18 protein-coding genes are annotated in these 19,436 nt (G+C 62.1%); 14 read left to right on the plus strand and 4 right to left on the minus strand.

Translation table 11 applies throughout. The features are described 5' to 3' along the window. Positions 1-43: 43 nt before the first annotated feature. Together DSC_RS00645 and phhA are read right to left on the minus strand one after the other, a co-directional pair. Positions 44-355, minus strand: a complete 312-nt coding sequence (locus tag DSC_RS00645; RefSeq protein ID WP_014159161.1) for a hypothetical protein — start codon at positions 353-355, stop codon at positions 44-46. A gap of 293 nt (positions 356-648) precedes the next feature. Then, positions 649-1,539: a phenylalanine 4-monooxygenase gene (gene phhA, locus DSC_RS00650; protein WP_014159162.1), complete on the minus strand. Its 891-nt coding sequence runs from the start codon at positions 1,537-1,539 to the stop codon at positions 649-651. A 129-nt stretch (positions 1,540-1,668) separates the two neighbouring features. Between phhA and DSC_RS00655 the strand changes: the two genes are divergently transcribed. Beyond that, on the plus strand, positions 1,669-2,148 hold the full coding sequence (locus DSC_RS00655; protein ID WP_014159163.1) for an Lrp/AsnC family transcriptional regulator: 480 nt from the start codon (positions 1,669-1,671) through the stop codon (positions 2,146-2,148). Positions 2,149-2,402: 254 nt separating this feature from the next. On the opposite strand, the gene DSC_RS00660 is transcribed toward DSC_RS00655, so the two are convergent. Then, a complete protein-coding gene (locus tag DSC_RS00660; protein ID WP_014159164.1) occupies positions 2,403-4,634 on the minus strand; it encodes an NADP-dependent isocitrate dehydrogenase in 2,232 nt (743 codons plus the stop codon). 433 nt (positions 4,635-5,067) lie between these two features. Between DSC_RS00660 and DSC_RS00665 the strand changes: the two genes are divergently transcribed. Then, entirely contained in the window at positions 5,068-6,237 is a 1,170-nt protein-coding gene (locus tag DSC_RS00665) for a class I SAM-dependent rRNA methyltransferase (protein ID WP_014159165.1), read from the plus strand. Between the two features lie 86 nt (positions 6,238-6,323). Here DSC_RS00665 and DSC_RS00670 read toward each other — a convergent pair whose 3' ends face one another. After that, positions 6,324-7,271, minus strand: a complete 948-nt coding sequence (locus DSC_RS00670) for an integron integrase (protein WP_083833419.1) — start codon at positions 7,269-7,271, stop codon at positions 6,324-6,326. Between the two features lie 236 nt (positions 7,272-7,507). On the opposite strand from DSC_RS00670, the gene DSC_RS15860 reads away from it, so the two are divergent. From DSC_RS15860 to DSC_RS00705, 12 genes are all read left to right on the plus strand, one after another. Further along, positions 7,508-7,993 (plus strand): YybH family protein, encoded by a 486-nt coding sequence (locus DSC_RS15860; RefSeq protein ID WP_238527682.1) that lies wholly within the window; start codon positions 7,508-7,510, stop codon positions 7,991-7,993. Between the two features lie 73 nt (positions 7,994-8,066). After that, complete coding sequence (locus DSC_RS15865) at positions 8,067-8,540, plus strand: OsmC family protein (protein WP_014159168.1); 474 nt, start codon at positions 8,067-8,069, stop codon at positions 8,538-8,540. A 103-nt stretch (positions 8,541-8,643) separates the two neighbouring features. Further along, entirely contained in the window at positions 8,644-9,327 is a 684-nt protein-coding gene (locus DSC_RS00675; protein ID WP_014159169.1) for a CPBP family intramembrane glutamic endopeptidase, read from the plus strand. Between the two features lie 3,822 nt (positions 9,328-13,149). Then, positions 13,150-13,434, plus strand: a complete 285-nt coding sequence (locus DSC_RS16415; RefSeq protein WP_148268061.1) for a hypothetical protein — start codon at positions 13,150-13,152, stop codon at positions 13,432-13,434. 871 nt (positions 13,435-14,305) lie between these two features. After that, positions 14,306-14,683 carry a hypothetical protein gene (locus tag DSC_RS16420; protein ID WP_148268062.1) on the plus strand — a complete coding sequence of 126 codons (378 nt, stop codon included), beginning with the start codon at positions 14,306-14,308 and terminating at the stop codon, positions 14,681-14,683. 114 nt (positions 14,684-14,797) lie between these two features. Continuing rightward, positions 14,798-15,274 (plus strand): DUF4262 domain-containing protein, encoded by a 477-nt coding sequence (locus DSC_RS00680; RefSeq protein WP_014159175.1) that lies wholly within the window; start codon positions 14,798-14,800, stop codon positions 15,272-15,274. 66 nt (positions 15,275-15,340) lie between these two features. Further along, the gene (locus tag DSC_RS16425; protein WP_148268063.1) at positions 15,341-15,643 is read left to right on the plus strand and encodes a hypothetical protein; all 303 of its coding nucleotides are present in this window, start codon (positions 15,341-15,343) and stop codon (positions 15,641-15,643) included. Between the two features lie 60 nt (positions 15,644-15,703). Next, a complete protein-coding gene (locus DSC_RS00685) occupies positions 15,704-16,162 on the plus strand; it encodes a hypothetical protein (RefSeq protein ID WP_014159176.1) in 459 nt (152 codons plus the stop codon). Positions 16,163-17,838: 1,676 nt separating this feature from the next. Then, positions 17,839-18,162: a hypothetical protein gene (locus DSC_RS00695; protein ID WP_014159179.1), complete on the plus strand. Its 324-nt coding sequence runs from the start codon at positions 17,839-17,841 to the stop codon at positions 18,160-18,162. 69 nt (positions 18,163-18,231) lie between these two features. Further along, positions 18,232-18,477 carry a hypothetical protein gene (locus DSC_RS00700; RefSeq protein ID WP_014159180.1) on the plus strand — a complete coding sequence of 82 codons (246 nt, stop codon included), beginning with the start codon at positions 18,232-18,234 and terminating at the stop codon, positions 18,475-18,477. 146 nt (positions 18,478-18,623) lie between these two features. Then, positions 18,624-18,842, plus strand: coding sequence for an excalibur calcium-binding domain-containing protein (locus DSC_RS17470; protein WP_148268166.1), 219 nt, complete (start codon positions 18,624-18,626; stop codon positions 18,840-18,842). Positions 18,843-18,931: 89 nt separating this feature from the next. Continuing rightward, entirely contained in the window at positions 18,932-19,396 is a 465-nt protein-coding gene (locus tag DSC_RS00705; protein WP_014159182.1) for a hypothetical protein, read from the plus strand. Positions 19,397-19,436: the final 40 nt, after the last annotated feature.

The raw sequence follows: 19,436 nt of genomic DNA on the forward strand, positions 1-19,436 counted from the left end.
GCCAGCCGTCAACGCCCTGGCAGCGCCGATCGCATCCTTTGACTCAGGCCGCGCTCGCCTGCGCCGCCTGGCGGCGGAACATCGCATCGAGCAGTGCGCGCATGCGGGCCAGATCACGCATCGCAGCGGCACAGGTGGCGGCGTCGCGGGTTTCCAGCACGCGCTGGGCGGCATCGGACAGGTCGTGCAGGACCTGCGCCGCATCGATGTCCAGGAAGATCCGCAGGCAGCGCACGTGCCGCTGCAGGGACTGCTGCAGGGGCAGGTCGGCGCTGCCGGGCTGGGCGGCGATGGCGTTCAAGGTCAGGTCGAGCTGGGCGAGTTCGTCGAACAACTCATCGGTATCTGGACGCATCTGGTGATATCCCGTGGGTGGCCCCGTCGGTCAAGCGAACGGGGGTTGCGCGATCCTCGGGTCAGCCACGTGAACGGGCGGTTACGGCGGCGGTGGGGAGACCATCGCGATGCGTCCGGCCTTCAGCCTGGCACGCCGGCCGCGGTGCCATCCAGTTGCCATCTCAGGCCAGCACGGCGTGCCCGATTCAGGTCGCTGCGCGGCGCACCTGCGCATGCCGGCACCCATCCCGGGCGGCGTCGCTCGCGTTGCTGGCCCGATGTCGGCGGCCCTGGCCCCGCCAAAGGCCGGTCCTACACGTCGCCAGCGTCGGCCCAGCCCGCGCCGGTGCCGCGGTGCAGGATGCGATCGTGGTCCTGCACGCGCCCGGCCGGCAGCGCCTGGGCCTGTTGCAGCTGCGTGTAGAGCGCGGTGAAGTCCGCTGCGGTGGCCTGGATCAACGCATCGAAGCTGTCGATCACGAAGTAGGTCTTCTGGAAATCGTCGATGCGGTAGCGCGTGCGCATGACCCGCATGAGGTCGAAGCCGATCCGGTTGGGCGCGTCCGATTCGAGCGCATGAAGCGATTCGCCGCGCGAGGAGACGATGCCGCTGCCGTAGATGCGCAGCCCCTGCGGCGTATTGATCAGGCCGAACTCCACCGTGTACCAGTACAGCCGGGTCAGGTTGACCAGCGCGTCGGGGCCGATGCGGTGCGCCTTGACCCCGCCGCGGCCGTAGGCCTGCATGTAGTCGGCAAAGCGCCGGTCCATCAGCAGCGGCACGTGGCCGAACAGGTCATGGAACAGGTCCGGCTCGGCAAGGTAGTCGAGCTGCTCGGGCCGGCGGATCCACCAGGTCACCGGGAAGCGCCTGTTGGCCAGGTGTTCGAAGAAGGTCAGTTCCGGCAGCAGGCCTTCCACACTCACCAGCTGCCAGCCGGTGGCCGCACCCAGCACCACGTTGAGGTCGTCAAAGCGCGGGATCTGCTGGGCGATCATGCCCATCGCGTCCTGCGCCACCAGGAACTCCTCGCAGGCCCGGCCTTGCAGCACGCTGCGCTGGCGCTCGAACAGGCGGCCCCAGGTGGCGTGCTCCTGCGGCGTGTAGCGATCCCACCGCTGGTCCACCACGGCGGTGCTGTAGACCGGCACGTAGCCCTTGTCGGTGAGCGGGTTCGCGGCGCGGCGCGGGGGCGTGTTCATGCGCGTTTCCAGGCAGCCAGGCAGGCCTGTCACGCTACCGGCAAGGCGGCGCAACGGGCTTGCGAAAGTTGCGCTGCGCAACCGGGCGGGCGCAATCTTGTTGCGTCACTGCATGTTGCAACGCGAGAAATGGACGCCAATCCCCTGCTGGACCGCACGGATCTTCGCTTGCTGGCGCTGCTGCAGACCCAGGGCCGGGCCAGCAATGCCGAGCTGGCCGCGCAGATCAACCTGTCGCCCTCGGCCTGCCTGCGCCGCACCCAGCGGCTGGAAGCGGCCGGGGTGATCAGCGGCTACGGTGCCCGGCTGGAGGCGCGCGCGCTGGGCCTGGGGCTGCAGGCCTTCGTGCGCGTGCAGCTCGAACACCACGACCAGCCGGCGATCGACCGCTTCGCCGCGGCGGTGACCTGCTGGGACGAAGTGGTCGCCTGCCATGCGCTGGCCGGCGACATGGACTACCTGCTGCAGGTGCTGGTGCGCGACCTGGATCATTTCTCGCGGTTCCTGCTGGACAAGCTGCTTGCGTCGTCCGGCGTGGCCGACGTCAATTCCAGCTTCGTCCTGCGCACGGTCAAGGACGCCGTCGGCATTCCGCTGCCAAACCACTGAGGGAACCGATGCAGGCGCTGGTTCCCGGCGCGCCGGCGCCTGGGCTGATCGATGGTCACACGGCGCTGTGCCACTCCTGCACGATCTGCCGCTCCCTGGCTGCGCGCGCAGCGTCACGACCTGCTGCCAGCCGATCCGCTGGCGCTTGCGCGGACCGGACAGTGGCTGGCAGGCCACCGGCCGCAGCTGCGGTGAAATGAAAACCGGCCCGCTTCCTCGCAGGAACGGGCCGGCCGGATCACACTTGGCGCGGGTTACTTGCCCAGCAGCGCCAGCGCTTCGTTGAAGGTCTTGCTCGGGCGCATGGCGCGGGCGCACTTGGCTAGGTCCGGGTGGTAGTAGCCGCCGATGTCCTGCGGCTTGCCCTGGGCACCGTTGAGCTCGCCGACGATGGTGGCTTCGTGCTCAGCCAAGGCCTTGGCCAGGGCGGTGAACTTGGCCTTCAGCTCGGCGTGTTCGTCCTGCGCGGCCAGGGCCTGGGCCCAGTACAGGGCCAAGTAGAAGTGGCTGCCGCGGTTGTCGATCTGCCCGACCTTGCGTGCCGGCGACTTGTCGTTGTCCAGGAACTGGCCGGTGGCCGCGTCCAGCGTCTTGGCCAGGGTCAGGGCGGCCGGATTGTCGTAGGTCTGGCCCAGGTGTTCCAGCGAGGCGGCCAGGGCCAGGAATTCGCCCAACGAGTCCCAGCGCAGATAGCCCTCCTGGATGAACTGCTGGACGTGCTTGGGCGCGCTGCCGCCGGCGCCGGTCTCGAACAGGCCGCCGCCGGCCATCAGCGGCACCACCGAGAGCATCTTGGCGCTGGTGCCCAGCTCCAGGATCGGGAACAGGTCGGTCAGATAGTCGCGCAGCACATTGCCGGTCACCGAGATGGTGTCCTGGCCCTTGCGGATGCGTTCCAGAGAGAACTTCGTGGCTTCCAGCGGCGGCAGGATGCGGATGTCCAGGCCGCTGGTGTCGTGATCCTTCAGGTATTTTTCGACCTTGGCGATCACCTGCGCGTCGTGGGCGCGGGCCTTGTCCAGCCAGAACACCGCCGGAGTGTTGCTCAGGCGCGCGCGGGTCACCGCCAGCTTGACCCAGTCCTGGATCGGCGCGTCCTTGGCCTGGCACATCCGCCACAGGTCGCCGGCTTCCACCGCGTGCTCGAACACGGTTGCGCCCGACCCATCGCTCACCACCACCTTGCCGTCACCGGCGATCTGGAAGGTCTTGTCGTGGCTGCCGTATTCCTCGGCCTGCTGCGCCATCAGGCCCACGTTGGGCACGCTGCCCATGGTGGCCGGGTCGAACGCGCCGTGTTCGCGGCAATCGTCGATGGTGGCCTGGTACACGCCGGCGTAGCAGCGGTCCGGGATCACCGCCTTGGTGTCCTGCAGCTCGCCCTTGGCGTTCCACATCTTGCCGCTGTCGCGGATCATCGCCGGCATCGAGGCGTCGATGATCACATCGCTGGGCACGTGCAGGTTGGTGATGCCCTTGTCCGAATCGACCATCGCCAGCGCCGGGCGCGTGGCGTACTGGGCCTCCAGGTCGGCCTTGATCGCCGCGGCCTGGTCGGCGGGCAGCCTGGCGAGCACCGTGTACAGGTCGCCGATGCCGTTGTTGGGGTTGAAGCCGACCGACTTGAGCGCTTCGCCATGTTTGGCCAGCACGTCCTTGTAGAACTCACCCACCACGATGCCGAACATCACCGGATCGGAGACCTTCATCATCGTGGCCTTCAGGTGCACCGAGAACAGCACGCCCTGGGCCTTGGCATCCTCGATCTGGGCGTCGATGAAGCTGGCCAGCGCCTTCTTGCTCATCACCGCGGCATCGACGATCTCGCCGGCCTTGACCGCCACCGCGTCCTTGAGCACGGTGGTAGTGCCGTCATTGCCGACGAAGCTGATCTTCAGGGTGTCGGCCCCCGCCAAGGTGACCGACTTTTCGCTGCCGAAGAAATCGCCCGATTCCATGTGCGCCACGTGGGTCTTCGAATCGGCCGACCACTTGCCCATGCGGTGCGGATGCTTGCGCGCGTAATTCTTCACCGACAGCGGCGCGCGGCGGTCGGAGTTGCCTTCGCGCAGCACCGGGTTGACCGCGCTGCCCTTGGTCCGGTCGTAGCGCGCCTTGATGTCTTTTTCGGCCTCGGTCCTGGGCTCGTCCGGGTAGTCCGGCAGCGGGTAGCCCTGGTCCTGCAGCTCCTTGATGGCAGCCTTGAGCTGCGGCATCGAGGCGGAGATGTTGGGCAGCTTGATGATGTTGGCTTCCGGCCTGGTGGCCAGTTCGCCCAGCTCGGCCAGGTCATCGGCGACCCTCTGCTCGGCGCCGAGCAGGTCCGGGAACTGGGCCAGGATGCGCCCGGCCAGCGAGATGTCCCGGGTCTCCACCACGATGCCGGCCGTGTCGGTGTAGGCATCGATGATGGGCAGCAGCGACTGGGTGGCAAGGAAGGGAGCTTCGTCGGTCAGCGTGTAGATGATCTTGGGTGTGCTGGACATTGCGGGTCTGTCTCTCTTGCGGATGCGGGAATGTGCGGATAAAAGCCGGGGGCGCGCAGCACGCCGGCGCGGATCGCACCGATGCGCGTGACGGGCGTGCCGCTGGCATCGTGGCCGGACTTGGCAGGTGCCTTGCCAAGGGGCGGCCGTGAGCGGCCAAGCACACCATTGTCGCCGCTGGCGGGTGACAGGGCAAAGCGGCGCAGCCGTATGGCGTGGGCTGCTGTGTTGCAGCGGTTCTGCGCGAACAGTTGGTTGCCGGCGAAAGCATCGTGTCCCCGACGACCGTGGGAGCCGCTTCAGCGGCGAAAGGTGTTCCCGGCAAGGCGCCTTCGCCGCTAAAGCGGCTCCCACGACCGCAATGGCATGCCTGTGCGCAGCTCCAGCCTTGCCGACGGCTCGGAAAACCACGCGCGCCTTCTACAATGGCCCGATGAATCCGCCCAACCCCGCCATCCGCCTGAAGAACGCCTGGCGTTCCAGCCATCCCTGGATCTTCCAGAAACTGGTGGACAAGCCGCCGCAGAAGCCCAAGCCCGGCACCATCGTCGACGTGTTCGGCGTGGACAACGCCTGGGTCGGCCGCGGCTTCTACAACGGCCATTCGCGCATCGCCGTGCGCATCCTGGAAACCGACCCGGACGTGGCAGTGGACCAGGCCTGGTTCCACAACAAGATTGCCCAGGCCGTGGCGCTGCGCCGCGAGTTCCTCAAGCTGGATGAGGTGTCCGATGCCTGGCGGGTGGTCCACAGCGAGGGCGATGGCCTGTCCGGGCTGGTGGTGGACCGCTACGGTGAGCTGATCGTGGTCGAGTTCTTCGCCGCGGGCATGTTTCGCCATCGCGAATGGGTATTCGAAGCCCTGCGCGCGCAGTTTCCCGGCTGCCGCTTCCATGCCTTTGCCGAGGAGCACGTGCAGAAGCAGGAAAGCTTTGATTTCCACAGTACTTCGGGCACCGAGGCGGAAATCATCACCGAGTACGGGGTGAAGTTCCGCGCCGACCCGGCCGGCGCGCACAAGACCGGTTTCTTCGCCGACCAGCGCGAGAACCGCCAGTGGCTGAGCCAGCTGGCAGCCGGCAAGACCGTGCTGGACCTGTGCTGCAACACCGGCGGCTTTGCCGTGTATGCGGCCGTGCGCGGCGCCAGCGAAGTGATCGCCGTGGACATCGACCAGGACGTGATCGCCATCGCCAAGGGCAACGCCAGGCTCAACGGCGTGCGGCCCAAGTTCGTCCAGGCCGACATTTTCCCCTACCTGCGCGATGCCGCCGCCCGTGGCGAGGCCCACGACATCGTGATCCTGGACCCGGCCAAGATGACCCGCGACCGCGAGCAGGTGATCCCGGCGCTGAAGAAATACCTGGACATGAACAAGCTGGCCCTGGGCGTGGTCAAGCCCGGCGGGCTGCTGGCCACCTTCTCCTGCACCGGCCTGGTGGCCGAACACGAATTCCTGGACATGCTGCGCCGCGCGGCCTATTTCTCCGGCCGCACCATCCAGATCCTGAAAGTCTCCGGCGCCGGCCCGGACCATCCGTTCATGGCCCACGTGCAGGAGTCACGCTACCTCAAGGCGGTGTTCTGCCGGGTGCTGGACTGAGCGCGCGCGGGCGCGTGGCGGCACGGTCAGCGATCCAGTGGACTGACCACGCCGCGCGCGCCGCGGTTCAGCACGTGGGTATAGATCTAGGTGGTGGCCACGTCCTTGTGGCCGAGCAGTTCCTGCACCGTGCGGATGTCGTAGCCGGCTTCGATCAGATGGGTGGCAAAGCTGTGCCGGAAGGTATGGGCGGTCACCGGCTTGAGCAGCTGCGCGCGCGTGCGTGCAGTCTTCAGTGCCCGTGACAGCACCGCCTCGCCGAAGTGGTGCCGCCGCTGCACCCCGCTGCGCGGGTCGACAGCCAGATGGTGCGAAGGAAACACGTATTGCCAGCCCGGTTCGCGATTGGCATTTGGATACTTGCGTTCCAGCGCATGCGGCAGCCACGCATGGCCATGGCCTTGGGCCACATCGCGCCGATGCAGCAGCAGTGCCCGTTCCACCTCGCGCTGCAGCGGCTCGGCCAGCGACCTGGGCAGCACCGTGCGGCGATCCTTGCCGCCTTTGCCGTCGCGCACGGTGATCTCCCCGCGGGTGAAATCCACATCCTTGACCCGCAGCCGCAGGCATTCCATCAGGCGCATGCCGGTGCCATACAACAGGCTGGCGACCAGCCAGGCACGGCCGTCCATGCAGGCCAGCAGCGTGCGGGTTTCCTCGACCGACAGCACCACCGGCAGCCGCTGCGGGCGCTTGGCGCGGGTCAGGTTCTCCAGCCAGGGCAACTCGTCTCCAAGCACTTCCCGGTACAGGAACAGCAGCGCGGCCAGCGCCTGGTTCTGAGTGCCGGCGGCCACCGCGTGTTCGTTGGCCAATGCGGACAGGAAGGTTTCCACCTCGGCCGCGCCGAGCTGGCGCGGATGGCGTTTGCCGTTGGCCAGGATGAACCGGCGGATCCAGCCCACATAGGCCTGCTCGGTGCGCAAGCTGTAATGCTTGGCCCGCAGACGCCGGCGAACCTGCTCCAGCAACCGCGGCTTCTGCCCGTCCGCCGCCGGCCCCGCTACACCCATCTCCCGTTGTCCGTAACTCATACATCCCCGCATCCCGTCCATTGCGCGGACAGCGTGGATCCACGCGAGCGCGCCCACCATCAGCAAAGCGGCTGGTGCGGGGTAGGAAAATGCCTTGACTTGCAGGACCGGTCGCCTGAACAATCCGTGCAACACCCCGGTTTCGGGGTCGAATAGGCGTTAGGCCCCCTCCACTACTCCAATCAGACTGAAAATATATGAGCCGCACTATGCTCGCCGTTGCCGCCCTCAGCCTCATGTTGGTAGCTGGTCCACTGTATGCGCAGAACCCTCCGGAATCAGCCACGGTGACGGAGCTCTCCGATTCTGCGTTACCGGCTGACTTGGATCGAGTACTTCGGGACTATGAGCGCGCATGGCGCGCGGGGGACGCGAAGGCGATCGCCTCGCTTTTCACGGAGGATGGGGTCTTGCTGCAAAACCACCGTCCGCCAATCCGCGGGCGCCCGGCTATCCAGGCTGTCTATGAGGGCCAACCCGGCAGCCCATTGCGGCTACGCGCGCTCGCTTATGCGGGTGGAGACACTGTTGGCTATATCGTCGGTGGGTACCGTTACGGCGATGCGCCGCACGACATCGGAAAGTTCACCATCACCTTGCAGCGTGCGCCTGGCAAGCATTGGCTGATCTCCTCAGATATGGACAGTATGAACGCGCCGCCGAAACCCCGACCGGCACCGGATACACCAGCGCCAACCAAGACCCCACCCGGGTCTCACTAGACAGGGGTCTAACAATTCATTCAAGCCGAACCCGCTTCGCGGGTCGGCTTAATTCAGGCGTTAGAGGGCACTGATGGCACAGTACGTAGCTGAAACGATCTGGATTCGCGGTGACCAAGACTTTCTTGGAAACCGTTACAGCCGCCGGCACACCTTACGGTTTGATGCGGGCTTTGATATAGCGGGATCTTCGTCGCCGCACGTGGTGCCTATCCCTTACTCGGATACGGCTGCTGTAGACCCGGAGGAGATGTTCGTATCCTCATTGTCCAGTTGCCACATGCTGTGGTTTCTATCTATAGCTGCAAAACGCAAATTCGTAGTGGAATCCTACAAGGACGTTGCTGTTGGCGTCATGGAGAAGAATTCGCAAGGAAGAGTGGTTATGAGCGTGGTTACACTCCGCCCTGACGTTCAATTTTCGGGTGGCAAGCTACCGACTCGCGCAGAGCTTGATCAGATGCACCACGAAGCACACGAGGAGTGCTTCATTGCTAACTCTGTCAAGAGCGAAGTCCGTTGTGAGCCCGTGTATGGTGCCCTCTAACAATTCATTCAAGCCGAACTGGCTTCGCCAGTCGGCTTAATTCAGGCGTTAGGCCGCCACCCACCTCTTCTCAGTACGGATGCTTATGAGTGTACATGCAGATATGCCTGCGTCAAAGATCGTCGCGGTTCTTCTCGGGTTCCCGATTGTCTCGACGCTGTTCTCTTTGCTTCTTTTAAATAAAGGCGCTTTCTCTTGGACAGGCCTTGATTTTTTCACGGCCTTCTGGCTGCTGATTACGTTTTGGTACTTAGCACAGATCGTCATCTTAGCTAAAGTACTTAAATCATCTGGCTGGAGCTGGAGTGACATTGGCTACTCGTTCAATCGAAGAAAAACAGCGTACTTTGTATCCGGCTATTTGGTCTTTGCTTTTGCTTTGCTCGGGTTCGTTGAGTTCGCACTTGCCAATGCCGGCTCTGATCCAGAGAAGGTCAAAGCTCTGTCCAATCTCGCCAATCTCACCCCGAAGAGCCTGCCGCAGCGCATAGTGTTTATCTTCATGGGACTCGCAGCTGGTCTCTGCGAAGAGCTCGTGTATCGTGGCTTCGCTATAAGCTCCATGAAGAGCCGTGGCATCAATCAATGGTTAGCCTCTTTTATTGCCGCATTCCCGTTTGTATTTCAGCATGGCCTCAAGTCGCTTGATCAGTTCTGGTGGTTCTTTATTTGGGCTCTTGTGTTTGGTGCAATTTTTATCATCGCCAAGCGGCTCTATATCAACATCGTCATCCACTGGCTTGTGATTCTCTCGGCAGTACTAGCTATTTTGCAAACACTGAGATAGGTCGCACTGGTGGCCTAACAATTCATTCAAGCCGAAGCCGCTTCGCGGCTCGGCTTAATTCAGGCGTTAGGTGGTGATGCGGATGGATTCGCATGGTTTCTTCTTCGGACAGTTCGCCGCGTCGGCCAGGGTCGGCGCCGGTGACGGCGTTGACCTTGCCGCGAGCGGATCGTCTGCGTTGGCCTCGGGGCGTTGGGCCCGCTGCACTCGGCTTGTCATGGCTTCGGCTGCATTGCGCGCCACGGCGTTCCGGGCAGGCCCAAGACTGCGGCGCTGTGGCATTCTTGGCTCAAGCGGTGACGGTGCTCCGGCATCACCACCTAACAGTTCATTCAAGCCGAACTGGCTTCGCCAGTCGGCTTAATTCAGGCGTTAGGTGGTGATGCGGATGGATTCGCATGGTTCCTGCTTCGGACCGTTCGCCGCGTCGGCCGGGGTCGGCTCCGGTGACGGCGTTGACCTCGCTGCGAGCGGATCGTCCGCGTCGGTCTCGGGGCGTTGAGGCTGCTGCACTCGGCTTGTCATCACTTCGGTGGCATTGCGCGCCACTGCATCCCGGGCAGGCCCAAGGCTGCGGCGTTGTGGCACTCTTGGCTCAAGCGGTGACGGTGCTCCGGCATCACCACCTAACAGTTCATTCAAGCCGAACTGGCTTCGCCAGTCGGCTTAATTCAGGCGTTATGCGGCACTGGAACAAGGTCATCCCGGGTCATTTCTTCGGACAGTCCGCGTCAACGTGTCGGGTCGCTTCGTTCAGCAGTCCACGGCTTCGGCCAGTGCACCGCAGCATTGGCGGCGCGACTTCGGCAAGTTCGAATGATCTGCAGTATCCCCTGCTCCCGATCGCTGGCGGCTTCGGTCACATCCGAGACTTCAAGCATCATCGCAACTCAATCGTGGTGTAGTGTGTCGGCCAAGGGGTTGGGTGACGGGCGTCCCATGGGCAAGCGGCAAGGTTCCCGGCCAGTCCCGCATAACAAGTCATTCAAGCCGAAGCCGCTTCGCGGCTCGGCTTAATTCCAGCGTTAGGTGGTGATGCGGATGGATTCGCATGGTTCCTGCTTCGGGCCGTTCGCCGCGTCGGCCAGGGTCGGCTCCGGGGGCCGCGCTGACCTCGCTGCGGGCGGATCGTCCGGCTCGGTCTCGGGGCGTTGGGGTTGCTGCACTTGGTTTGTCATCACTTCGGTTGCATTGCGCGCCATGGCGTTCCGGGCAGGCCCAAGGCTGCGGCGTTGTGGCACTCTTGGCTCAAGCGGTGAGGGTGCTCCGGCATCACCACCTAACAGTTCATTCAAGCCGAACTGGCTTCGCCAGTCGGCTTAATTCAGGCGTTAGGTGGTGATGCGGATGGATTCGCATGGTTCCTGCTTCGGGCCGTTTGATACGTCGGCCAGGGTCGGCTCCGGTGACCGCGCTGACCTCGCTGCGAGCGGATCGTCCGCTTCGGCCCCGGGGCGTTGGGCCTGCTGCACTCGGCTTGTCATCGCTTCGGTGGCACTGCGCGCCATGGCGTTCTGGGCAGGCCGCAGGCTGCGGCGCTGTGGCACTCTTGGCTCAAGCGGTGACGGTGCTCCGGCATCACCACCTAACAGTTCATTCAAGCCGAACTGGCTTCGCCAGTCGGCTCAATTCAGGCGTTAGGTGGTGATGCGGATGGATTCGCATGGTTCCTGCTTCGGACAGCTCGCCGCGTCGGCCAGGGTCGGCTCCGGTGATGGCGTTGACCTTGCTGCGAGCGGATCGTCCGGCTCGGTCTCGGGGCGTCGGGCCTGCTGCACTCGGCTTGTCATCCCTTCGGTGGCATCGCGCGCCATGGCATCCCGGGCAAGCCCCAGGCTACGGCGTTGTGGCATTGTTGGCTCAAGCGGTGGCAGTGCTCCGGCATCACCACCTAACAGTTCATTCAAGCCGAACTGGCTTCGCCAGTCGGCTCAATTCAGGCGTTAGGTGGTGATGCGGATGGATTCGCATGGTTCCTGTTTCGGACGGTTCGCCGCGTCGGCCAGGGTCGGCTCCGGTGACGGCGTTGACCTCGCTGCGGGCGGATCGTCCGGCTCGGTCTCGGGGCGTTGGGTTGCTGCACTTGGTTTGTCATCACTTCGGTTGCATTGCGCGCCATGGCGTTCCGGGCAAGCCCAAGGCTGCGGCGTTGTGGCATTCTCGGCTCAAGCGGTGAGGGTGCTCCTGCATCACCACCTAACAGTTCATTCAAGCCGAACTGGCTTCGCCAGTCGGCTTAACTCAGGCGTTAGGTGGTGATGCGGATGGATTCGCATGGTTCCTGCTTCGGGCAGGTCGCCGCGTCGGCCAGGGTCGGCTCCGGGGGCGGCGCTGACCGCGCTGCGAGCGGATCGTCCGCTTCGGCCTCGGGGCGTTGGGCCTGCCGCACTCGGCTTGTCATCGCTTTGGTGGCGTTGCGCGCCACGGCGTTCCGGGCAGGCCCCAGGCTGCGGCGTTGTGGCACTCTTGGCTCAAGCGGTGACGGTGCTCCGGCATCACCACCTAACAGTTCATTCAAGCCGAACTGGCTTCGCCAGTCGGCTTAATTCAGGCGTTAGGTGGTGATGCGGATGGATTCGCATGGTTCCTGCTTCGGGCCGTTTGATACGTCGGCCAGGGTCGGCTCCGGTGACCGCGCTGACCTCGCTGCGAGCGGATCGTCCGCTTCGGCCCCGGGGCGTCGGGCCTGCCGCACTCGGCTTGTCGTGGCTTTGGCTGCATTGCGCGCCACGGCGTTCCGGGCAAGCCCAAGGCTGCGGCGTTGTGGCATTGTTGGCTCAAGCGGTGATGGTGCTCCGGCATCACCACCTAACAGTTCATTCAAGCCGAACTGGCTTCGCCAGTCGGCTTAATTCAGGCGTTAGGTGGTGATGCGGATGGATTCGTATGGTTCCTGCTTCGGGCTGTTCGCCGCGTCGGCCAGGGCCGGCTCCGGTGATGGCGTTGACCTCGCTGCAAGCGGATCGACCGGCTCAGTCTCGGGGCGTTGGGCCTGCCGCACTTGGTTTGTCATCACTTCGGTTGCATTGCGCGCCACGGCATTCCGGGCAAGCCCACGGCTGCGGCGTTGTGGCACTCTTGGCTCAAGCGGTGATGGTGCTCCGGCATCACCACCTAACAGTTCATTCAAGCCGAACTGGCTTCGCCAGTCGGCTTAATTCAGGCGTTAGGCCGTAGCCCGATAGCCTTCCGCATGTTTCACTCAACAAAAAAGGGGAATTCCGCAATGCGTCTTTACGTCTCGCTCGCTCTCGCTGCAACGCTCACTGGATGCGCCACGAGCACTTACTGGCTTTACCCACCGGGAGGTGACGACGCACAGTGGAACCGCGATGTGTACGAGTGCACACAGGAAGCACAGCAACAGTCGTCCTCTGCATACGTAAATCCTTATGGTGGAGCCGCCCAAAGCGGATCGGGCACGAACTATGAACTCCGCAACGCCTGTCTACGGGCGCGCGGATATCGTGAAGGGCAGCCATGAATGTTTTCGTGCTGAAGACGCAACTCCCGCCCTCCGACGAGGTGCGGAGAGAATGTCATGACGCCCCCGAGGAGATAGACGCGGAGCTGTATCTACGGTCACTAGCCGACGACATCAACGGACTGTCCATTGTCCGAAACGTCGATAGAAGTGGTTTTGTCCTTACCATCCGGGCTGACATCGGAATCAAACAGGCCGAACTGAAGGCAGCGATGAAGCCGTACTTTTCCGGTGATCGGTTCTGCACTCTCCGCTTTGTTTCATTAGAGCCCGTAGCTTAGTAGGCGCAACGGCCTAACAATTCGTTCAAGCCGAACCTGCTTCGTTACAGCAACGGCGTGGCAGAAAAAGCTTGCCACGCCGTTGCCTCCACTACGCAGGTCGGCTTAACTCAGGCGTTAGGCCTCAGGAGCAGCAGCCCCATGATTCATCTTCTAAACCTCATAGGCCAGCTCTTCTACTTCGGCTTTGCCATCTACTTCGTCGTCGCAGCATGGATTGATAAAGGTTTCGGCGCTGCTGTTGTCATGTTTATACTTGCTTGTATCTTCCACGCACCAATCGCCAAGATGTTTCCCTTGCCAAACTCAAACGACCAGTCAAGGCCTCGCAAGCGGCGTTGACTTCGGGAGGCTCAATGAAGCAGATAGATCCTGAGCAGTTGAAGCGCGACAAACCCACAGCGTCGTGCGCGGGCTGCGGCAAAGAAATTGATCGGACTTCTGCCCAAGCTGGCTGGGTCCAACATAACGGCCGCTACTACTGCCCATCGTGTGCACGCGATGAGGGGTTGTACTGAGGCCTAACAATTCATTCAAGCCGAAGCCGCTTCGCGGCTCGGCTTAATTCAGGCGTTAGGTGGTGATGCGGATGGATTCGCATGGTTCCTGCTTCGGGCAGTTCGCCGCGTCGGCCAGGGTCGGCGTCGGTGACGGCGTTGACCTCGCTGCGAGCGGATCGTCCGCGTCGGTCTCGGGGCGCTGGGCCTGCCGCACTCGGCTTGTCATCACTTCGGTTGCATTGCGCGCCACGGCGTTCCGGGCAAGCCCAAGCCTGCGGTGTTGTGGCACTCTTGGCTCAAGCGGTGACGGTGCTCCGGCATCACCACCTAACAGTTCATCCAAGCCGAACTGGCTTCGCCAGTCGGCTTAATTCAGGCGTTAGGTGGTGATGCGGATGGATTCGCATGGTTCCTGCTTCGGACAGTTCGCCGCGTCGGCCAGGGTCGGCTCCGGTGACGGCGCTGACCTCGCTGCGAGTGGATCGTCCGGCTCGGCCTCGGGGCGTTGGGCCTGCCGCACTCGGCTTGTCGTGGCTTTGGCTGCATTGCGCGCCACGGCGTTCCGGGCAAGCCCAAGGCTGCGGCGTTGTGGCATTGTTGGCTCAAGCGGTGATGGTGCTCCGGCATCACCACCTAACAGTTCATTCAAGCCGAACTGGCTTCGCCAGTCGGCTTAATTCAGGCGTTAGGCCGCGCAGACAAAGGAGTGAGTCGTGAAGAGAATGATCCTTGCAGTTGTATTGATGCTAGCTGTGTCTACGCTCGCCAAAGAGCTGATCAGCCTGGCGGGACCAAGTGATATCAATCCTTGGCAGGTGGAGCCAGGCATCATTGGCCTACTGGCGGCCTGTTTAGGTGGATTCATCGCTCGCGCTCATTTCGTGCCTATCGCGTTGCTAGTGCACGCCGTGGTTTGGTTGGTCATTCTTTACACTCTGCGCCTTATTACCAATGGCCAAAGCTCTTATGTGGACCTTGCGGCCTACAACGCTGTTGCAATGGCCATCTCGTTTCCGCTGGTGGCGCTCGGTGCGTATCTTGGGCAACAGTTATCCAGACTTCGCGGGTCAAGAGCTTCGGCCGCGGCCTAACAATTCGTTCAAGCCGAACTTGCTTCGTTACGGCTTTGGCATGGCAGGAAAAGCTTGCCATGCCAAAGCCTCCACTACGCAAGTCGGCTTAACTCAGGTGTTAGGTGCCACTGCATGGTTCGCACAATCGGCGAGGACAAAAGCGAGCAAAAGGTTATTGATGACATTGCCGACTTCGGGTGGCATTGCGTCAACATCCTCGCTGAGGGCGAGCACGTCGCGTACTCGTTTACCGTGGGTCTATTCCAAAGCTATGGGCATCCTGAGCTCATCATCTTCGGCCTGCCGTCCGAGATAGCTCATCAAATCCTCGCCATTGCCGCTGATGCAGTACAGTCTGGCGCGCCGCTAGACCTCACTCAGCCAACCGACGCGCTACTCAACAACTACCATTGCTGTTTCGCTGAGGTTCCGCTCACTGAGTACTACGAGCACGTTGGCTACTGCAGATGGTATTACCAAGGCAATGGCTTTCCGCTCTACCAGATTGTTTGGCCGTCTCGGTCCGGTCTGTTTCCGTGGCATCATCAGGCCACACCGGAGTTCAGGGCCTCTCAGCCTGTTATCGCGCAGGCGCCGGGTGGCACCTAACAATTCATCCAAGCCGAACCCGCTTCGCGGGTCGGCTTAACTCAGGTGTTAGGCCTCACAACGACCATGCTCGATCCTGCAAAAGTCCTCGCCGGTGCTCGCTCCAGGGTTCACTTCAACCCTCATGACCTGGTCAGAGAGTTGATGGCTTATGGAGAATCGGATGCGGCGGAGAAGCTTCTGCTGCTAGACGAGCAGGCCATAGCTGCAGTGGGTGTCCTTGCCTCCAGGCACTACTCCGGACCAGACAACCCAATACTCGACAAGGCAATTTGCTTGGGTATCGTGGAGTTCTTGGAAGGACAAGGCAGGCCACTCAAGCGCAATCGACGGGTCTACCCAAAGAGAGATGGCGCCAGTGACGCCTAACAATTCATTCAAGCCGAAGCCGCTTCGCGGCTCGGCTTAATTCAGGCGTTAGGCATCACAATGGAATTTCTCGCCTTCTTGAAAGACTACTCGTACATCCCCGCTATCGTGCTAGCTGCATTCGGTTGGTGGTGGGTGCACAAGCTCAACGCAACTCGTGATCGGATCAATGCAGAAAGGAGCATGCGCATCACAGAGCTAGCCAAGGTTTATGCCATTATTTTGCGCGTGGGCATTTACGGAACTCTTACAAAGAAGGACGATGCAGGAAAAATCACTTGGGTCAATGAAGAGCTCGAGGACGCTATCGGCAAGATCTACCTGTACGGCACCAAGCGCCAAGTAGACCTGACTCAAAACTATGTTCAGTCATGGGCCGAGACAAATGGCGCCAACGGCACGGAGCTTCTCAATGACATTCGTGAGCACATCCGTGGCTCCTTGGGGTTGCCGCCAGTTCATGGCACGCCAAGCTACCTCCGGGTTGAGGTTAAGCGGGGCAATGCGGGTGATGCCTAACAATTCATTCAAGCCGAAGCCGCTTCGCGGCTCGGCTTAATTCAGGCGTTAGGCCGCTATGGACAATGATGATGTTCTGAGATCAGAGGATGTTGCCTATGTGAGAATCGCAGTTCTGCAGGTTCGTCGTAGAGTCCTTCTCGGTACTGCGGCAGTTTCCATCGTCGCCGCAGTAGTCATGGGCCTTGTCGTGTACTACTTCAAATTCCATAACGTCGTCGCCTCAACGTTTGTCGCTGCAATATTTCTCATACTTGGCGCGCTTGTCGTTTTTCGTTGGTGGCGGCACTATCGCAGCGTACTTGGACAGATCGATCACATTGCCCAGCGAGTTGCGAGTGGAGAGACTTTATACGGATCCAAGATGGCAATTCACTCTTATCGGTGAGCGGCCTAACAATTCATTCAAGCCGAACCCGCTTCGCGGGTCGGCTTAATTCAGGCGTTAGGTGGTGATGCGGATGGATTCGCATGGTTCCTGCTTCGGGTCGTTCGCCGCGTCGGCCAGGGTCGGCTCCGGTGACGGCGCTGACCTCGCTGCGAGCGGATCGTCCGGCTCGGTCTCGGGGCGTTTGGGCTGCCGCACTCGGCTTGTCATCACTTCGGTTGCATCGCGCGCCATGGCGTTCCGGGCAGGCCCCAGGCTGCGGCGTTGTGGCACGCTTGGCTCCAGCGGTGACGGTGCTCCGGCATCATCACCTAACAGTTCATTCAAGCCGAACTGGCTTCGCCAGTCGGCTTAATTCAGGTGTTAGGTGGTGATGCGGATGGATTCGCATGGTTCCTGCTTCGGGCCGTTTGATACGTCGGCCAGGGTCGGCTCCGGTGACGGCGCTGACCTCGCTGCGAGTGGATCGTCCGCGTCGGTCTCGGGGCGTTGGGCCTGCCGCGCTCGGCTTGTCATGGCTTCGGTTGCATTGCGCGCCAGGCGTTCCGGGCAAGCCCAAGGCTGCTGCGTCGTGGCATTCTTGGCTCCAGCGGTGGCGGTGCTCCTGCATCACCACCTAACAATTCATTCAAGCCGAACCCGCTTCGCGGGTCGGCTTAATTCAGGCGTTAGGTGGTGATGCGGATGGATTCGCATGGTTCCTGCTTCGGGCCGTTCGCCGCGTCGGTCAGGGTCGGCTCCGGTGACGGCGCTGACCTTGCTGCGAGCGGATTGTTCGCTCGGTCTTGGGGCGTTGGGGCTGCCGCACTCGGCTTGTCATTACTTCGGTTGCATTGCGCGCCGCGGCGTCCCGGGCAAGCCCAAGGCTGCGGCGTTGTGGCACTCTTGGCTCAAGCGGTGGCAGTGCTCCGGCATCACCACCTAACAGTTCATTCAAGCCGAACTGGCTTCGCCAGTCGGCTTAATTCAGGCGTTAGGTGGTGATGCGGATGGATTCGTATGGTTCCTGCTTCGGACAGTTCGCCGCGTCGGCCAGGGTCGGCTCCGGTGACGGCGCTGACCTTGCTGCGAGCGGATCGTCGGGCTCGGTCTCGGGGCGTTGGGCCTGCCGCACTTGGTTTGTCATCACTTCGGTTGCATCGCGCGCCACGGCATCCCGCGCAAGCCCACGGCTGCGGCGTTGTGGCATTGTTGGCTCAAGCGGTGACGGTGCTCCGGCATCACCACCTAACAGTTCATTCAAGCCGAACTGGCTTCGCCAGTCGGCTTAATTCAGGCGTTAGGCCACATGGACAGTTCTGACCGCGTGTCGCTGGAGGACCTCGCAGAAGTCCGGCGGGCCTTGTCTGTCATGAGCCGCCGCTCACTTATCGCTGCGACAGCGGGTGGTCTCATCTTTAGCGCATTGGCAGTAGTAGCGTGGCTGTGGCTGCATCCCGGCGAGCCTTCTACCGCCGTCTTCCTAGCCGTTGCCACCTACTTACTGTTCGGGCTGCCGCTCTTGGTGCGTTGGCTGCGTCATTGGCGCAAGATTCGTCGGCAGCTCGCAGCGGTCGAGGTGAAAGTTCGGGCTGGTGAGGTGGTGTATGGGTCGCAAGTGCAGTTTCACTAGCTTGTGGCCTAACAATTCGTCCAAGCCGACGCCGCTTCGCGGCGCGGCTTAACTCAGGTGTTAGGCCTCATGTCGAGCCTTCTTGAAATTCTTGGTGTGACGCTGCTCGCAGCGTTGTCTATCTACTGCTTGTGGTACGGGATCAAGGGTCTGCGCGCTGGCGAGGTGGATTCACCAACAATGATGAGTCCAGGCACCACCAAGGCAGCGGACGCGCCCGTTACGTACTGGATTCTTGAGGTCTGTTGGTTCTTTGGAGCGACCGTCCTCGGGGCAACAGCACTTCGGTGGTTTCATGCAATCATTGAGGCCTAACAATTCATTCAAGCCGAAGCCGCTTCGCGGCCCGGCTTAACTCAGGCGTTAGGCCTTGCGAAGAAGGGTATTGCGACGTGAAGAATTTTTTATTGCTCGTAATCATCGGTGCCATCGCCTGGTACGGCTACGGCAAGTACAAGGCTATGAGCGCTCGGGAGGCAGCCGCTCACTATCCTGCAGCGGCTACCCACGCATCGCCTTCCGCTGCATCAGAGACAGCACAGTTCAGCTGTGATGGTCGCACGCACTGTTCACAGATGCGCTCTTGTGCGGAGGCCACGTATTTTGTGCAGCACTGCCCTAACACCGAGATGGACGGAAATAGTGACGGCGTGCCTTGCGAGCGGCAGTGGTGCCAGTGAGCGGCGCAATGCCTAGTTCATCCAAGCCGAGCCCGCTTCGGGGGTCGGCTTACAGTAATTCAGGCGTTAGACATAAGAGGGAAGCAGCAATGTACTTGAAGGACTCAAAGCTCTGGGTTGCCGTCGCGGCGGCATTGGCGGGGTATCTCAACGTCCGCCTCGTCGAGACGTTCTGGGTATTCTGGCTGCCCATCAATCCGATCGCGGATATGCTCTTTGGGCACCGACCTGTGTCGCCCTATTACGGGTGGGTGCTCTATCCCACCGACGCGCTCGCGTCTGTGCTGGTCAGCCTGCCGCTCGGTGTGTTCATAGCTTGGCTGGGCACTCGGCACTATCGCTGGGCAGTTGCGTTCGCCACGCTGCCCTATCTGAGTTCAGTTTATTGGTTCGGCCTTCTCGAGATCGTCCCGACCGCACGCCTTGAGGCTGCGGCCATTGCCGTCATCTCTGTGGTCGTGACTCCGCTGGCCTGTTGGAGCGGGCGTTTGTTGCTCAATCGCTTCACGCCCAACACCTCGTCCAAGCCGAATCCGCGTCACCAGTCGCCTTAATTCAGGCCTTTGGCGACAAGCGGCGACACATGCACGCTTG

Origin of the sequence: Pseudoxanthomonas spadix BD-a59, from assembly GCF_000233915.3 — a bacterium.
Taxonomy (GTDB): domain Bacteria; phylum Pseudomonadota; class Gammaproteobacteria; order Xanthomonadales; family Xanthomonadaceae; genus Pseudoxanthomonas_A; species Pseudoxanthomonas_A spadix.